Source organism: Acrocarpospora pleiomorpha (assembly GCF_009687885.1).
Classification (GTDB): Bacteria; Actinomycetota; Actinomycetes; order Streptosporangiales; family Streptosporangiaceae; genus Acrocarpospora; species Acrocarpospora pleiomorpha.
Genome location: NZ_BLAF01000089.1, coordinates 20,811 through 38,008, shown reverse-complemented (window position 1 = coordinate 38,008; position 17,198 = coordinate 20,811). Strand labels below are relative to the sequence as shown.

Below are 17,198 nucleotides of genomic sequence, written 5' to 3'. Positions count from 1 at the left end.
CCCCATCGCGAACCCCATCGCGAACCCCATCGCGAACCCCATCGCGAACCCCATCGCGAACCCCATCGCGAACCCCATCGCGAACCCCATCGCGAACCCCATCGCGAGCTGCGCATTCGCGCGCTCGACGAAGGGCACCCATCGCGCGAGTCCTCTGTTTCTCCTCGGGCTCCGACCGCTGCCGCCAACGCCGTGACATCCACACCGAAGCCATGGCACGGGGCTCTCTACCCACTCTCACCCGCCCAGCCCGTTTGATTCCTTAGGCTCTGTCCGCCCGCGGTCGCTCTGTTTGCGGTTCTCCCGCCCACCCAGCCCTGTGTTTCCCCTTGGGCTCCGCTCGGCCCTGGCGTCGCCGTGATTCCGGTGGAGAGGATCGTGCGCAGGGCGCAATATCGCCCTTGATCCGTCACTATTCAGGTGCACACAATCCAGAAGAGTGCAGCCCTTTCTTCGGGGAGATAAATGGTGCAGGCAGCCGCCATCATTCAGGGCGCGGGTTCGTCGATGCGGGAGCAGGGTGTGGACGGGGTCCGGTTTCGGCAGGCTCTGGCGGCACACGCGTCCGGGGTGGTGGTGATCACCGCGCAGGCGGCCGGTGCCTTGGTCGGTCTCACGGTGACCTCGTTCACCTCGGTGAGTCTTGCACCGCCGCTGGTCTCCTTCTACGTCGACCGCGCGTCCGCGACGTGGACGTCGCTAAAACTCGCGGATTATTTTGCCGTCAATGTTCTGGCCGACGAGCAAACGGAATTGGCGGCGATTTTCGCGCGCAAGGGAATCGACCGATTCGCGAACTGCCTCGGCTGGCGTATGGGCGCGCATGGTGTTCCACTACTGGACGGGACTTCGGCGCATCTGATCTGTCATCGCCATTCGGTCGCCGACATCGGGGACCACATCCTGGTGGTCGGCCATGTCGTGGAGGCTGGCACCACCGGCGGAGACCCGCTCCTCTACCACCGGGCGTCCTTCGGCTCTTTCGTGCCGCTCTCTCGCGGGAGTGAATAAGAAAAAGCCGTGCGTGATCTGCATAGCCGGGTAGGCGACCACAGCGACGACCAATCACGGCGACGCCGGGGCCGGGCGGAGCCGGGGGAAACGCAGGGCTGGGCGGGTAGGAGAACCATTGCGCTACGACTGTCATTTCGGACGGGCAGGCACGGCGACTACGGGCAGGGCGGAGTCCGAGGGGAGACGCAGGACGGGGTGGGAGAACCACGCGGATCAAGCTGCCGCTTCATTCGGCGAGCACGGGGATGGCGGGGTCGGGCGGAGTCCGAGGGGAGGCGCAGGGCTGGGTGGGAGTTCCACCGTGCCGCGACTGTCGTTTCGAAACCGTCTCGTTCTTGGGCGTCTTCGGTTCGTGTCGCTGTGCCGTCACGGGAACGAGTGACGAACCTCCGGTTTGGTCGTGCATGCCGTACCCCGGAGAGGGCGAGTAACAAGAAAAACCGCGCTTGATGGGCGCGGCCGGGAACGCTAGTCTGAGTGTTTGCCATCTCGAAATAGCATTCAAAAATCGTTCCGCTGGAAGGATATCATACACGTGAATCCACGTCAAGATATTCAGCTAGAGCAAGATCGTGTATCGCTGCTTTATCACCGCCTCGACACCGTACGTGAACGAACCGAGAAGGCATTGGCCGCCGAGCAGGCGCGCGGTGAGGCGGGTGGTACGCGGCAGGCGCGGGTGGAGCGTGAGGTCGCGGCGGGGGAGCATATCCGGCGGCTGGCCCAGTTGAACGCGGTGGAGCGGGGGCTCTGCTTCGGTCGTATTGACCTTGGCCGGATGGACGAATCCGGCGAGACGCTCTACATCGGCAGGATTGGCCTGCGGAACGACGATCACGAGACCGTTCTGGTCGACTGGCGTGCGCCGGCCGCTCGGCCGTTCTACGCCGCGACCCCGTCGGCTCCGGCGGGTCTCGTACGGCGCAGGCACCTGCGCACCCGGGGCCGAACCGTGATCGGCGTGGACGACGAGGTCTTCGACCTGACCAGGATGAGCGACGGCGACCGGAATGCCCTGGTCGGCGAGGCCGCCCTGCTGGCCGCTCTCCAGCGCGGCCGCACCGGCCGGATGGGTGACGTGGTGGCGACCATCCAGACCGAGCAGGACCGGGTGATCCGATCAGGCCTGCACGGCACGCTCGTCGTCCAGGGCGGCCCCGGCACCGGCAAGACGGTCGCCGCGCTACACCGAGCGGCCTACCTCCTGTACACCTACCGGGACACATTGCAACGCCGAGGCGTCCTAGTCGTAGGCCCAAATGCCATTTTTTCCTGCTATATCGAACAAGTCCTCCCCTCGCTAGGCGAAACCGACGTCGTGCTCTCCAGCGTCGGCGAACTGTTCCCCGGCGTCGCCGCGACACATGTGGACACTCCAAACGTCGCCCTGATCAAAGGCGACCTTCGCATGGCCGAGGCGATGGCCAGCGCGGTCGCCGACCGGCAGCGCGTGCCCGATGGAGATCTGGAGATCGAACTCGACGCTCTCACCCTCGTGGTCCCGCACGCCGTCTGCGTCAAGGCCAGGAAACGAGCCGCCCGCCACCTCCACAACGTCGGCCGCAAACTCTTCGCCCTCGACCTGCTGCGCGCGCTCGCCCGCGACGAGGCCCGCCAGCTCGACGCCCCGGACGACAAGGAAGACCTGGAGTACGCCCGCAAGGTGCTCTGGCAGGAGCCGGTGGTCCGGGCGGCCATCGACGCGCTGTGGCCGGCCCTCACGCCGTACCAGCTGGTGGCGGAGCTGTTCGCGGACCGCCAGCGACTGGCGGCGGCCGGGCTGAGCGAGGCCCTGCTGCGGCCCGCCGACGCGCCCTGGACGGTGGACGACGTGCCGCTGCTGGACGAGGCCGCCGAGCTGCTCGGCCAGGAACCGCAGAGCCGGGCGCAGCGGCTGGCGGCCCAGCGCGCCCGCCAGGAAGAGGAACTGTACGCCCGCGAGGTGCTGACCATCACCGGCCAGGACGACATCGAGGCCGCGGCCTTCGCCGACTGGCACAACGATCGAGGCCCGGACGGCACCACCGCGAGCCGGGCCGCCGCCGACCGTGGCTGGATCTACGGCCACGTCATCGTGGACGAAGCCCAGGAACTGTCCGCGATGGCCTGGCGCATGGTGATGCGCCGGGTGCCGACCCGCTCGATGACCGTCGTCGGCGATCTCGGCCAGACCGGCTCCCCGGCGGGCGCCCGCAGCTGGGGCGAGATGCTCGACGGCTACGTCGAGTGGCGCGAGGAACGCCTGACGGTCAACTACCGCACCCCCAAGGAGATCATGGACGTGGCCGCCGACGTGCTCCGCGAGGTGGCCCCCGACCAGGAACCTCCCCGTTCGGTACGGCACGGCGAACCGCCCCACGCCATCCAGGCCACCCCGAGTACCCTCCCCGGCGTGCTCGCGAACCTGGTGGCCACCCCCGGCGACGGCCGGATCGCCGTGATCACGACTGACGCACGCTATGCCGAAGTCGCCGCGTTGTTGCCGGAAGCCGTTACGCTCGATCCGCTGGATTCTCCGGTGGCTTTGCTGACGGTGACGCGGTCCAAAGGGCTGGAGTTCGACGAGGTCGTCGTCGTGGCGCCGGAGGAGATGGCGGGTCGTGAGCTGTATGTCGCGATCACCAGGGCGACCCGGCGGCTGACGGTGGTTCACGAGGGGGAACTGCCGGCGATGCTGCGCGGGCTACTCGGAGAGTCTAATTAGGACTATCCTAGTAGGAAATACCGGGAGGCTGGATGCACGCGGGAGACCAGGGGCAGCGTGCCGAGTCACCCGTCGCGGTCGCGATGGGGGCCGGTCGCTGGATTCGCGCTGCCTCCGTGGACGACGCGCGCGGGCGGCGCTGGCGGGCCAACCCGGACCCAGGCGGCGCCTCCGCCGCCCCCGGCCAGGAGGCCTCGCTCTACTCCGGCGCGGCCGGGATCGTGCTGTTCTTCCTGGAACTGGCTGCGGCAACCGGGGACGAAACGTATTTGCAGGACGCTCGATCGGGCGCCGATTATCTGGCCGCCACCTGGCGGGAGGTCCGTGACCCTACGCTCTATCACGGTTTGATGGGCATCGCGTTCGCGCTCGCCGAAGCCGGGTGGGCGACCGGGGAGGAACGGTTCTCGGTCGCCGCGAGGGAGGTGGCCGATCAGGTCGTACGGAGCGTGCGCAAGTTCGACGAGGGCATCGGGTGGACCGGGGATCCGGCCCAGCGGGGGGATGGCGGGGTCATCCTCGGGTTGCTGTACGCGGCGGGGATCCTCGGGGTGTCGGCGTACGAGCAGGTGGCCGTTGAGGCGGGGGAGCGGATCGCGCACCTCGTCGTGCCCGGGCACCGGTTCGGGATCGAGACGCCCGATCTGCCGATGGACGCGGTCACGCCCGGGTTCCTGTCCGGCACCTCCGGCACCGGCTTCCTGCTGGCCCGTCTGTACGGTGTGACCCGCGACGAGCGATTCCTGGCCGCGGCGAGGCGGGGGGCGGACTTCGTCCGTACCATCAGCGCGGTGAGCGAGAAGTGCGCGCTCGTGCCGCATCATGTGCCGCAGGCCAGAGCGTTGCACTATCTCGGCTTCTGTTCGGGTTCGGCCGGAGTGGCCAGGATGTTCTACGAGCTCTACCGGGTGACCGGCGATCCCGGCGATCTCGACTGGGTGGAGCGGCTGGCGCGCGGGATCGTCAACAGCGGGGCGCCGAGGCGGCGGACCGAAGGCTACTGGAACGTGGCATGTCAGTGTTGCGGCGCGGCCGGGCTGCTCGAGCTGTTCATCGGGTTGTGGGCGGCGACCGGGGAGGTCGAGCACCTGGAAGTGGCGGGCACGATCGCCGACGACCTGATCGGGCGGGCTACGCGGAACGGTGGATATCGCTGGTATCAGGCTTATCGGCGGCTGCGGCCCGGAGAGATCACCGCCGACACGGGCTACCTGGTCGGCGCGGCCGGGATCGGAGCGGCGCTGCTGCATCTGAGCGCGGCCCGCGAGGGCGGATCCTGCCGCCGGGTCATCCTCCTCCCGGACAACCCGTTCCCGGCGATTCCGGTGCCGATGTCCCTGCTCTGAAATATAAGCGACCGGTCGGTCTTTTTGTTTGCTAGGGTGTAGCCGTGATAGACGGACGGCTGGTGCGCGGTGAGCGGACCCGGCAGGCGGTGCTCGATCATGCGGTGGCGCTGTCTTCCGTGGAAGGTCTGGAGGGCATGTCCCTGGCGCGCCTCGCCCAGGGCCTCGGCGTCAGCAAGTCCGGACTTTTCAGCCATTGGCCCGACAAACAGGCTCTGCAACTCGCCGTGGTCGAGCACGCCCGGCTGCAGTGGGTCGAGGAGATCGTCCGTCCTGCCCTGCGCGAGCCGCGCGGGCTCCGGCGGCTCTGGGCGCTGCACGTCAACCGGATGGACTTCTACGAGCGGCGCGCCCTCCCCGGCGGCTGCTTCTTCGCCAACGTCGAACCGGAGGTGAACGACCACCCCGGCCCGGTGCGGGACGCCATCGCCGCCGCCAAACACGACTGGGTCACCCTGCTCACCACCCTGATCACCCAGTCCGCCGAGCTCGGCGAGCTGCAGTCCGGCACCGACGCCGACCAGCTCGCCTTCGAGATCCAGGCGCTCGGCGCGGCGGTGATCACCCACACTCTGGTGCACCGCCTGGAGCCCAGCTTCCGCTTCGCTCGCCGCGCCGTGCTCGACCGGCTGCGCGCCCTCGCCACCGACCCCAGCGTCCTCCCGGAGGCCACCCCATGACCACGGCAGTCGAACCCGGCCATATCGAGCAGGTGCAGATCCACTTCGACGACCTGGACGCGATGGGCGTCCTCCACAACGGCCGCTACGTACTACTGCTGGAGCGAGCCCTGGCCGCCTACTGGTCCGAGCGCGGCTGGCCATTCGACCCCGCGGTGCCGCATTTCGCCGACATCTTCTTCGTGGTCCGCGAGTTCGCCATCACCTACCACCTCCCGATCACCACGGTTGGCCCGGTCGACGTGCACTTCTGGCTGGACCACATCGGCACCACCAGCCTGGTGTACGGCTTCCGCGTCCTCTCCGCCGACCGAAGCCAGCTCCACGCGGAAGGCCGCCGAGTCCAGATCAAGATCGACCAAACCACCCTGCGGCCCACCCCCATCGGCGACGACGTGCGCGAAGCCTGCACAATCCTGCTCAAGTGATTGCGGGGCCCGGGAGGAGGGGCGTCCTCCCTCCTCCCGAGCACCGGTCTGTTACGAGGTGTAGGCCTCGAATTCCGACAGTTGAGCGGCCGGCCAGCCGGTGTTGCCGGTGATGTGCAGGCGTAGGTAGCGGCAGCTGGCCTGGGGGAAGGTGATCGTCGTTGTGTTGCCGGTGGCGGGGTTGAAGACCCGGCCGGACGATGCGGAGACCACGGTGTAGGTGGTGTTGTCGGTGGAGCACTGCACCGAGAGGGTCTGGGTGCGGGTGGCCCACGCGGCGGGCGGTGGCAGTTTGAGTACGACGCGGCTGACCGTGCGGTTCTGGCCGTAGTCGACCGTCAGGGTCTGCGGGAAGGCGTTGTTGGCGCTTTCCCAGTAGGTGCCGGCGTTGCCGTCGTTGGTGTTGGAGCCCGGGTAGACATCGGTGAAGCTGCTCGCCGTCATCGGGCGGCCCAGGTTGAGGTTCCCCGCCGGAGGCGACGGCGACGGACTGGGCGATGGGCTTGGTGAGGGGCTGGCGGCTGTGCCGTACACCTCGAAGGCGGAGAGTTGGGCGGCGGGCCAGCCGGTGTTGGCGGTCACGTTGACGCGGACGTACCGGACATTGGCCGTGGGGAAGTTGATTGTCACGGTGTTGCCGGTCGCGGGGTTGAAGACCTGGCCGGCCGAGGCCGCCAAGGTGGTGAACGTGGAGCCGTTCGTGGAGCCCTGAACCGAGAGGGTCTGGGTTCTGGTGTTCCAGGCCGTCGCCGGGGGCAGCTTCAGGACCACCGACTGCACGTTCGCGTTCCCGCACAGATCCACGGTGATGTTCTGCGGGAAGGCGTTGTTGGCGCTCTCCCAGTAGCTGTCGGCGTTGCCGTCCACCGCGTTGGCCGGGGTGAAGCCCTGGTTCTGGCTGCTCGCGGTCGTCGTCTTGCCGCGCGCCAGGTCACCGGTGCCGACGTTGCACTGCGGCGGCGAAGGCGAGGGAGACGGAGAAGGGGACGGCGAGTTCGGCGGGGGTGACTGGGTCGGGCCGCCGCCACCCGGGTAGATGTAGTTCGGCTCCGGCCAGATACCGCCACAGGTGGTGTTGTTCGGGATGTTCCACCCCGAGTTGCCACCCAGGTCCACCGGGCTGAACGAGGCACCGACACAGTTGTGGATCGGGGTGCCCGCGCCGATATAGGACGCGTCCACGTTCTGGAAGGTCGTGCTGGCGGCGGCTTGGGCCTGCATCACGTACGTGCCGACGCCGACGATGTTGACGTTCCGGAAGTTGACCGTGCTCGTGGAGCCCTCGATGAAGTGGATCGCGGCGTACGAGCTGTCCAGGATGTCGGAGTCGGTGACATTGATGGTGGCGTTGACCGGCTCGTTCAGACCGGAGAACCAGATCGCCCCGACACCGAAACGCCAGTTGTAGTCGTTGTTCCCCGCTCTGATCAGCGTGTTGCGCGACACCGTGTGCGTGCCCGCGACCGCGGTTCCCTGCCCGGAGTTGACCCCCGGGTACCGGTTGGCGACATGGATGCCACCGCCGTTGGTGACCGTGTCCGTGACCACGTTGTCGGTGATCTTTATGTCCCGCCCGCCGTACGTGACGATGTTGTTGGCCAGGATCGGCGAGACCACCGTGTTGAACGTGAAGGAGTTGTTCACGTTCGCCATCCGGTCCGGCCACATGGCCAGGCCGTCGTCGCCGGTGTTGCGGACGAAGGTGTTGGTCACGGTGGAGTTCGTCACGCCGGTGTGGAAGTTCACGCCGTCGGCGATCTGGTCCACGATCCTGCTGTTCCTGATGACGAAGTTGTCCATCGGGCCGTCCATCCAGGCCCCGACCTTGGTGTTCTCCATGAAGACGTTGTCGATGACCGAGTTGCTCATCGCGCCGCCGAAGGCGTTCACCTGGTCGTTGTCCTCGCGCTCCTGCATCTCGCCGTGGATCGCCAGGTCGCGCACGGTCACGTTCCGGCTGGGCCCACCGGCCTCGTGCGGCCGGATCCCGCCCTGGTAACCGCCACCCGCGACGTACTTGCCGTAGATGCCGACCGCGCGGCTGCGCTGGGTGGGGTGGCGTCCGGTGAGCGTGGTGTGCCACGGGCCCGCGCCGCGCAGGGTGACGCCGTCCACGACCACATGGTCCCAGAGCGTCCAGGTTCCGGCGGGCACGTACACCTCGCGGCCCTGGGCCCGGCCCGCGTCGACGGCGGCCTGGAACGCGGCCGTGTTGTCGGTGCCGCCGCTGTTGGGTACGGCTCCGAAATCCACCACCGAGAGCGAGTTGGCGGGACGGGCGATCTCGCCGGGGGCCACCTCGAAGTCGGCCACGTCGACGGTGACCGGGGTGCCGGAGGCGGTCTGCACCCGGATCTTTGTGCCGATCGGGTAGGTGCTGCCGAGCAGGGTGTGGGTCTCGTCGTAGAAATGGTGCGGGTTGGTGTCGCCCGGGTTGTTGTTGAACGGGTAGCCGCCGTAATACCAGCCGTACTTGCTGGTCAGGGAGAGGTCCTTCAGCTTGGCGCCGTTCACCCGGATGTCGGCGTTGATGGTCTGGCCGGTGCCGCCGTTGGCGTCGGGGATGCTGTAGCGCACGGTCATCGCGTTGGCGGGCTGGGTGAGGGTGAACTCGACGTACTCGCCGGCGGAGTCGAGGGTGACCGCGCGGCGGCCGGACGCCTCGGAGGGCAGCGTGCCGTAGCTGCGGTTGGGGCCGATGACGGTGCCGTTGGTGGCCGCGGCTTCGGCTTCGAACTCGATGAACGGGACGGTCGCGCCGCGTCCTGGCACGTCGAACGGGCCGATGGTGGAGGTGGCCGCGCTCGCGCTGGTGGACAGGAGCGGGACTGCGACCGCACCCCCGGCCACGGTCAGCGCCACGGAGGCCACGATGGCGGACATCTTGCGGGTCGTCCGGGCGCGTAACGCGCCGTCGGTGGGGGGATGGCCCGATGTCATCATCGGTGGACCCTTCCTCAGCAGAGCCGGGCTTGCCACGTGACCAGGGACGCTTCTGATGACGCGAACCGGCGGGGGGTGTTGACGCCACCGGTCCGGCCGCGATCGGAGGCATCGAGTTGTGCACACCATAGGATGGCGAACAGAAGTCCGCAATATTTCAACTTGATTTCGCAAAAGAACATGTCGACTGCGTTAGGTAACCGGTACGACTTTGCCCGCAGCCTGTCCCACCCACCCTTCACGCCCCTCCTTGCTCCCGGATTACCCCTCTGTCAGCATGCTGACCTGGGAAAATATGGCCACATGCCGGATGTTTCGGCAAGTTTGCGCCGCGAAACCGGCCGATCTCGCGCCGTGGAACCCCTCCCATGCCCTGCCAGACCTCGCGCCTCCGCAAGTCCGTGAATTTCTGCGCAAATCACCGAATATTCAGGACTACCTGGATAGTCTTCACCCGCCCCGCTCCTCGTTGTGCGACAGAAAACGCTCTCCTCGACCAGAACCCGTCGATGGAACGCAAGCGGATTGCGTGAATCTGGCGTATGATTTGCGTTGTGACACGTCGACTTGCTGAAGTGGCGAAGAAAGTCGGGGTCAGCGAGGCCACCGTGAGCCGGGTTCTCAACGGCAAACCCGGGGTCTCCGACGCGACCCGGGCCGCGGTGCTGACCGCCCTGGACGTTCTCGGCTACGAGCGCCCGACCCAGCTGCGGGGCGAGCGCGCCCGCCTGGTCGGCCTGGTGCTGCCCGAGCTGGGCAACCCGATCTTTCCCGCGCTCGCCGAGATCGTCGGCGGCGCGCTCGCCCAGCGCGGCTTCACGCCGGTGCTGTGCACCCGGACCGCCGGCGGCCTGTCCGAGGCCGACTACGTGGAGATGCTGCTGGAGCAGCAGGTCTCCGGCGTCGTCTTCGCCGGCGGGCACTTCGCCGAGGCCGACGCCCCGCACGAGCACTACCTGCGGCTGCTGGCCCTGGGCCTGCCGGTCGTGCTGGTCAACGCGGCCAGCGACAACCTGGAGTTCCCGCGCGTCTCCACCGACGACGCCGTCGCCGTCGAGCAGGCCTTCGGCCACCTGGTCTCGCTCGGCCACGAGCACATCGGCCTGGTGCTCGGTCCCGAGGACCACATCCCGTCCCGCCGCAAACTGGCCGCGCTGCGGCTGGCCGCCGAGGTGGCCGGGATCGACCAGATCTCGGTCGAGCACGCGATGTTCTCCCTCGAAGGCGGCCAGGCCGTGACCAACCGGCTGATCCGCAACGGCGTCACCGGCATCATCTGCGCCAGCGACCCGCTCGCCCTTGGAGCGATCCGAGCGGTCCGGCGGCTCGGCATGTCGGTGCCCGAGGACATCTCGGTGGTCGGCTTCGACGACTCCAACTTCATGAACTGCACCAACCCGCCGCTGACCACCGTGCGCCAGCCGATCGAGGCCATCGGCCGGGCCGCCGTCACCCTGCTGGTCAACCAGATCGACGGCGCCGTGGTCAGCGCCGAGGAACTGCTCTACGAACCCGAGCTCGTGGTCCGCGGCTCCACCGCCCCGGCGAAGGTCAGAGCGCTCGTGTAAACACCGGCCGAGGGCCGTGAGCCCCTCCCCGCCCTGAGCCCGCGTCGCTTTCCGCGACGCGGGCTCTTTCGCGTTCCGGCCCCGACCTGCGCGTTCTCCGCCACGTCCAGATACCTGTCACTTTTTTGCATCATGCATGACGGGCTCTTGCTAGGCATTGTCCGTCTCTGTATGTTTCTCGCAACTGCTAAACGAATCAATCTCGTAATCCCACCTACATCGAGCGGGACCTCGGGGGCTCGTTCACCGGCACCACCACCAGAACTGGTGTTCTCACGATGTCGTGGGCGACCACGGCAGGAGGGAAACATTCATGCAATCCCGAAAGATCGCGACAGTACTCGCCGCGGCCGGGCTCGTGCTGGCCGCCGCGGCGTGTGGCAGCGAGGAGCCGGCTGCGGCCCCGACCGCCGCCGCCGGTTCGTCAGCCCCCGCCGCCAACGCTCCGGTGACGATCAGCGTGGGCTGCCAGCCGCCGAAGACGAACCCCAAGGAACGCGCGCAGTGGGACGCCGACGTCACGGCCTTCCAGGCGCAGTACCCGTACATCACGATCGAGAGCAAGGACGCGTTCCCCTGCATCGTTCCCGAGACCTTCCAGGCCAAGCTCGCCGGTGGCGAGATGGAGGACCTGTTCTACGTCTACTACACCGACGTGCGGAAGATCATTCAGGCCGGTCAGGCCGCTGACATCAGCCCGTACCTGAGCGAGGTGCCGAAGATCGGCGAGCTCCGCCAGGACGTGATGAGCATCTTCAAGGACAGCGAGAAGGTGTACGGCATCCCGCGCACCAACTACGGCACCGGCCTGGTCTACAACCGCAAGCTCTTCACCCAGGCCGGTCTCAACCCGGACACGCCGCCCAAGACCTGGGCCGAAGTTCAGGACGCCGCCAAGAAGATCTCCGCCCTCGGCGCCGGCTACGTCGGCTACGGCGAGTACAGCGCGGGCAACACCGGCGGCTGGCACTTCACCTCCTCCATCTACGGCCGCGGCGGCGACGTGGTCAGCCCCGACGGCAAGACCGCGGCGTTCAACAGTCCGCAGGGCAAGGCCGTGCTGGAGAACCTCAAGACCATGCGCTGGACCGACAACAGCATGGGCACCAAGCAGCTGCACCGCTGGGAAGACCTGATGCGGCTGATGGGCGGCGGCAAGCTCGGCATGATGATCGGCGCCCCGGACGTGGTGCAGGCCGTCAACAACGACTTCAAGGGCAAGTTCGAGGACTACGGCGTCACCGCGCTGCCCGAGTCCACCGCCTCCCTGAGCGGCGGCGACGGCTACATGTTCAACGCGAAGGCCACCCCCGAGCAGATCAAGGCCGGCCTGCTCTGGCTGGACTTCCGCTTCCTCACCCCCGGCCAGGGCCAGTTCAACTACGAGCGCGCGGCCAAGGACGGCACCCCGGTCGGCCTGCCCACCACCGACCTGTACGGCCCCGCCGCCCCCGGCACGGAGATCAACGCCCAGCGCGAGCAGTTCGCCAACGTGCCGGTCGCCCACTTCGCCCCGTACGTCGAAGCCGCCAAGACCGTCCAGTTCAAGCTGGAGCCGCCGAAGGCCCAGGAGATCTACGCCATCCTCGACACCGCGATGTCGGCGGTCCTGACCCGCGAGGACGCCAACGTCGACGAGCTCCTCGCCGATGCCGAGTCGAAGGTCAACAAGCTGCTGGCAGCGGGCTGACCTGACATCCGGGGGCCGGCCATACCTGGCTGGCCCCCGACACCACCTAATGGGAAACCTGCTCATCAGACTGCCACCCCACTGTCGTGCCTGGTCAGGACCGTAGTGGCAGTCCATTTAGCAACTTTCCCATTAGCACGTCGAGATCGGGAGCCATCCGATGAGCACAATGACCGTGAAGGGATCACGGCGACGATCCCCCGGGGCGACACGGCGCTCGGTGAGCCGCAACCTGACGGCCTACGGGTTTCTCAGCGGGGCACTGATCTGCTTCGCGTTCTTCTCCTGGTATCCGATGATCCGGGAGTTCATTCTCAGTTTCCAGAAGACGAACTTCGTCGACCCGCCCGAGTGGGTGGGCTTCGAGAACTTCGCGACGGTGATCGATGATTCGGCGTTCGCCTCCGCCTGGTTGAACACCGCCACGTTCACCCTGCTCGCGCTCGTCTTCGGTTACCTGGTGCCGTTCGTCTTCGCGCTCGTGCTGAACGAGTTGCGGCACGCCCGCGCGTACCTGCGCCTGGTCGTCTACCTGCCGGTGATGCTCCCGCCGGCCGTGGCCGTCCTGCTGTTCAAGTGGTTCTACGACCCGGGCGCGGGCCTGTTCAACCAGGCGCTGGACGTGTTCGGCCTGGGCCCGCTGGCCTGGCTGGACTCCACCGACACCGCGCTGCTCTCGCTGGTCATCGTCTCCACCTGGATGAACCTGGGCACCGGCACGCTGATCTACCTGGCCGCGCTGCAGAGCATCCCGAGCGAGCTCTACGAGGCCGCCGAACTGGACGGCGCCGGCCTGTTCAAGCGGGTCTGGCACGTGACGATCCCGCAGACGAAGCTCATCCTGCTGGTGATGCTGCTGCTCCAGATCGTGGCCACCATGCAGGTGTTCATCGAGCCGTTCCTGCTGACCGGAGGCGGTCCGGAGAACGGCACCGTCACCGTGGCGTACCTCATGTACCAGTACGCGTTCAGCTTCGGGAACTGGGGGGGCGGTGGCGCGCTCGGCCTCATGCTGATGCTGGTGCTCATCGTGTTCTCCGCCGTCTACCTGCGTGTTTCGCGGGACCGGACCTAGAGAGGAGGGGCGCATGTCGTACAGCATCGTGCAGGATCGGGCCGCGGCGCGGCCGGTCGCGCCCGCGCCGAGCCCCAGGCGGAGCCGCAAGCCGAGCCGCCGGCGGGAGGGGCCGCAGTTCCGCGGCCTGGTCTCGCCGCACACGCTGACCACCACCCGCGGCAAGATCGTCTACTGGGTGGTGCTGAGCGTCGTGCTCGTCACCTTCACCGCGGCGTTCGTGTTCCCGCTCTACTGGATGTTCACCGGCGCGATGAAGTCGCCCGAGGAGCTGGCCCAGGTGCCGCCCACGTTCTTCCCCGAGACGCTCAACTGGGGGGTCTGGTCGGAGGCGTGGGATCTGCTCGATCTGGGGCTGTTCCTGAAGAACACCCTGCTCTACGCCGCCGGGGCATGGCTGTTCACGCTGGCCTTCGACGTGGCGGCGGCCTACGCGCTGTCCAAGCTGCGGCCGATCCTGGGCAATGTCGTGCTCGCGCTGATGTTGTCCACGCTGATGATCCCGCCGACGGTGATCCTGCTGCCGGCCTACCTGACGGTCAAGGATCTGCCGATCCTGGGATGGAACCTGCTGAACACCCCGTGGGCCATCTGGCTTCCGGCGGTGGCCAACGGATTCTTCATCTTCCTGCTTAAACGTTTCTTCGACTCGATCCCACGCGAACTGCTGGAGGCGGCCCAGATCGACGGGGCCTCGCCGCTGCGGATCCTGTGGTCGGTCGTCCTGCCGGTGTCCCGGCCGATCATCGGCGTGGTCTCCATTCTCGCCGTGGTCAACGTCTGGAAGGACTTCGTGTGGCCGCTCCTGGTGCTGCCGGATAGCGAGAAGATGTCGATCAGCGTCGGCATCTCTTCTCTTTCTGCGCAGATGCCACAGAATGTCCTGATTGCTGCGCTCTTTATCGCGAGCGTGCCGGCGATCGTGGTCTTCCTCATCTTCCAGCGCAGCATCATGGCCGGTCTCACGGCGGGCAGCCTCAAGGGCTGAACCACCCGACCGCAATCCAACCTCTAAAGGAGTTGTTTCCAGCATGCCCGAAACGTGGTGGCGGGGGGCCGCGATTTACCAGGTCTACCCGCGCAGCTTCGCCGACGGCAACGGCGACGGAATCGGCGACCTCGCCGGCCTGCGGAGTCGCCTGCCGTATCTCGCCGACCTGGGCGTCAACGCCGTCTGGCTCACACCCTGGTACCCCTCCCCGATGGCGGACGGCGGCTACGACGTCGCCGACTACCGGGACATTGAACCGACCTTCGGCACCCTGGAGGAGGCGGAGAAGTTCATCCAGGAGGCCCACGAGCTGGACATCAAGGTCATCATCGACGTCGTGCCGAACCACAGCTCCGACCAGAGCGCGTGGTTCCAGGAGGCGCTCGCGGCCGAGCCCGGCTCGGCGGCCAGGAACCGGTTCTGGTTCCGGGACGAGCCCGGCGACTGGAAGTCCATCTTCGGCGGACCCGCCTGGAGCCAGGTCCCCGACGGCCAGTGGTACCTGCACCTGTTCGCCCCGGAGCAGCCGGACTTCAACTGGACCAACCCGGAGGTGCACCAGGAGTTCCACGACGTGCTGCGCTTCTGGTTCGACCGGGGCGTGGACGGCATCCGGATCGACTCCGCGGCCGTGCTCGTCAAGGATTTCGACGGCGGCGACCCCGACGGCTACACCGACCAGCCGGAGGTGCACGACGTCTACCGAGGCTGGCGCCGTCTCGCCGAGGAGTACGACAACCGCATCTTCATCGGCGAAGTCTGGTTCCCCGACCAGGAGCGGTTCGCCCGCTACCTGCGCCCCGACGAGATGCACACCGCCTTCAACTTCGACTTCCTGGCCTGCCCGTGGGACCCGGCCGCGCTGCGCCACTCCATCGAGGAGACGATGGCCACCCACATCCCGCTCGGCGCGCCGCCCACCTGGGTGCTCTCCAATCACGACGTGGCCCGGGTGGTCACCCGCCTCGGCCGCGAGGACACCTCCTGGGACCACGGCGCCCGCCGCGACGGCGTGCCCGCCGACCTGGAACTCGGCTACCGCCGCTCCCGCGCCGCCGCCCTGCTGGCCATGGCGCTGCCCGGCGGCGTCTACATCTACCAGGGCGAGGAGCTCGGCCTGCCCGAAGTCGAGGACATCCCCGGCGAGCTGCGCCAGGACCCGATCTGGCCGCGCTCCGGCTACACCATCCCCGGCCGCGACGGCTGCCGCGTCCCGCTGCCCTGGTCCGGCGGCGAACCGCCGTTCGGGTTCGGTACGGGCGAGCCGTGGCTCCCCCAGCCGGAAGCGTGGAACAAGCTCACCGCCGAAGCCCAGGCCCAGGACCTCGGCTCGATGCTGACCCTCTACAAGAGCGCCCTCGCCATCCGCCGCGACCGCCTCGGCGACGGCACCCTGACCTGGCTCGACTCCGCCCCCGAAGTCCTCGCCTTCACTCGCGAGTCCGGCCTGACCTGCCTGGTCAACCTGGGTTCTGAGCCCGTACGGCTCCCGCCGCACGAAACCGTGCTGCTCGCCAGCGGCCCTCTCGAAGGTGAGGAACTCCCCACCGACACCGCGGTATGGCTCGCCTGAACCCGCTCATCGAGGCCGTCGGCCTGGAGAAGACCTACCCGGCGCGGGATCGGAAGGGGATGCCGTTCCGCGCCGTGGCCGGGGTGAACTTCCAGGTCCATCGCGGTGAGGCGTTTGGCTTCCTCGGGCCGAACGGAGCCGGGAAATCCTCCACCATGCGCATGCTCGGCGGGGTGTCCGCGCCCACGGCCGGGTCGCTGCGCATCCTCGGCCTGGACCCGGTCGCCGACGGCCGCCGGGTCCGGGCCCGGCTCGGCGTCGTGCCCCAGGACGACTCCCTCGACACCCAGCTCACCGTCGAGGAGAACCTCGTGGTGTACGGGCTGTACTTCGGCCTGTCTCGTCGAGCGGTGAAGGCTCGGACTGGGGAGTTGCTGGAGTTCGCGCGGCTGGAGGACAAGGCGGGCGAGCGGGTGGAGCACCTGTCCGGGGGTATGCGACGGCGGCTGACCATCGCGCGGGCGCTGATCAACGAGCCGGAGATCCTGCTGCTGGACGAGCCGACCACCGGGTTGGATCCGCAGGCCAGGCATGTGTTGTGGGATCGGCTCTTCCGGCTCAAGCAGGACGGGGTCACGTTGATTCTGACCACGCACTATATGGACGAGGCGGAGCAGTTGTGCGATCGGTTGGTGGTGATGGACAAGGGGTTGATCGCCGATGAGGGTTCGCCGCGGGAGTTGATCGAGCGGCATGTCACCCGGGAGGTGCTGGAGTTGCGCTTTCCGCCGGGGGAGAACGAGGAGGTCGCGCGGAAGCTGGGCGATCACGTCGAGGTGCTGCCGGATCGGCTGCTCTGGTATGCGGACGACGGCGAACAAGCTTTGACCCAGGCCACCGAGGCAGGCGTACGCCCACTCACCGCTTTGGTCCGCCGCGCCAGCCTCGAAGACGTCTTCCTCCGGCTAACCGGCCGTTCCCTCACGGACTGACGATGATTTTTCGGGATTTATGCGCATCGGACGGAATTCCGCCGCCACTCGCGGCACAGATGGTGGCGCTGGCCCGAGCCGAGCCGTTGGCGCCGGTGCGGCGAAAGCTATCACCTGCGCTGTCGGCGCCGGATAGCGGCGAGCAATCCGGCGGCCTTTGGGGGACGCTCCCGGTTCCAGCACAGATGGTGGCGCTGGCTCGAGCCGAGCCGTTGGCGCCGGTGCGGCGAGGGTTATCACCTGCGTTGTCGGCG

General features: G+C 67.7%; 12 protein-coding genes. 11 read left to right on the top strand and 1 reads right to left on the bottom strand.

Going from position 1 to position 17,198, the window contains the following annotated elements; translation table 11 throughout:
* Positions 1–465 precede the first annotated feature (465 nt).
* From Aple_RS46690 to Aple_RS46670, 5 genes are all read left to right on the top strand, one after another.
* Positions 466–1,011 (top strand): flavin reductase family protein, encoded by a 546-nt coding sequence (locus tag Aple_RS46690; protein ID WP_246265418.1) that lies wholly within the window; start codon positions 466–468, stop codon positions 1,009–1,011.
* Positions 1,012–1,549: 538 nt separating this feature from the next.
* Complete coding sequence (locus tag Aple_RS46685) at positions 1,550–3,718, top strand: HelD family protein (protein WP_246265415.1); 2,169 nt, start codon at positions 1,550–1,552, stop codon at positions 3,716–3,718.
* 32 nt (positions 3,719–3,750) lie between these two features.
* Positions 3,751–5,064: a lanthionine synthetase LanC family protein gene (locus tag Aple_RS46680; RefSeq protein WP_155351234.1), complete on the top strand. Its 1,314-nt coding sequence runs from the start codon at positions 3,751–3,753 to the stop codon at positions 5,062–5,064.
* Positions 5,065–5,108: 44 nt separating this feature from the next.
* Positions 5,109–5,744 carry a TetR/AcrR family transcriptional regulator gene (locus tag Aple_RS46675; protein WP_155351233.1) on the top strand — a complete coding sequence of 212 codons (636 nt, stop codon included), beginning with the start codon at positions 5,109–5,111 and terminating at the stop codon, positions 5,742–5,744.
* Positions 5,741–6,172, top strand: coding sequence for an acyl-CoA thioesterase (locus Aple_RS46670; RefSeq protein WP_155351232.1), 432 nt, complete (start codon positions 5,741–5,743; stop codon positions 6,170–6,172). Before Aple_RS46675 ends, Aple_RS46670 begins: the two co-directional genes overlap by 4 nt.
* Positions 6,173–6,223: 51 nt before the next feature.
* Here Aple_RS46670 and Aple_RS46665 read toward each other — a convergent pair whose 3' ends face one another.
* Positions 6,224–9,115, bottom strand: coding sequence for a discoidin domain-containing protein (locus Aple_RS46665; protein WP_218038876.1), 2,892 nt, complete (start codon positions 9,113–9,115; stop codon positions 6,224–6,226).
* Between the two features lie 554 nt (positions 9,116–9,669).
* Here Aple_RS46665 and Aple_RS46660 point away from each other — a divergent pair.
* The 6 genes from Aple_RS46660 to Aple_RS46635 all read left to right on the top strand — a co-directional run bounded on the left by Aple_RS46660 (position 9,670) and on the right by Aple_RS46635 (position 16,944).
* Positions 9,670–10,683 (top strand): LacI family DNA-binding transcriptional regulator, encoded by a 1,014-nt coding sequence (locus tag Aple_RS46660; RefSeq protein ID WP_155351231.1) that lies wholly within the window; start codon positions 9,670–9,672, stop codon positions 10,681–10,683.
* 313 nt (positions 10,684–10,996) lie between these two features.
* Positions 10,997–12,373, top strand: a complete 1,377-nt coding sequence (locus Aple_RS46655; RefSeq protein WP_155351230.1) for an ABC transporter substrate-binding protein — start codon at positions 10,997–10,999, stop codon at positions 12,371–12,373.
* Positions 12,374–12,593: 220 nt separating this feature from the next.
* Positions 12,594–13,448, top strand: coding sequence for a carbohydrate ABC transporter permease (locus Aple_RS46650; RefSeq protein WP_246265412.1), 855 nt, complete (start codon positions 12,594–12,596; stop codon positions 13,446–13,448).
* A gap of 13 nt (positions 13,449–13,461) precedes the next feature.
* Positions 13,462–14,436: a carbohydrate ABC transporter permease gene (locus tag Aple_RS46645; protein ID WP_155351228.1), complete on the top strand. Its 975-nt coding sequence runs from the start codon at positions 13,462–13,464 to the stop codon at positions 14,434–14,436.
* A 43-nt stretch (positions 14,437–14,479) separates the two neighbouring features.
* The gene (locus tag Aple_RS46640; protein ID WP_155351227.1) at positions 14,480–16,012 is read left to right on the top strand and encodes a glycoside hydrolase family 13 protein; all 1,533 of its coding nucleotides are present in this window, start codon (positions 14,480–14,482) and stop codon (positions 16,010–16,012) included.
* Positions 16,000–16,944, top strand: a complete 945-nt coding sequence (locus Aple_RS46635) for an ABC transporter ATP-binding protein (protein WP_155351226.1) — start codon at positions 16,000–16,002, stop codon at positions 16,942–16,944. Before Aple_RS46640 ends, Aple_RS46635 begins: the two co-directional genes overlap by 13 nt.
* The last annotated feature ends 254 nt before the right edge of the window (positions 16,945–17,198 follow it).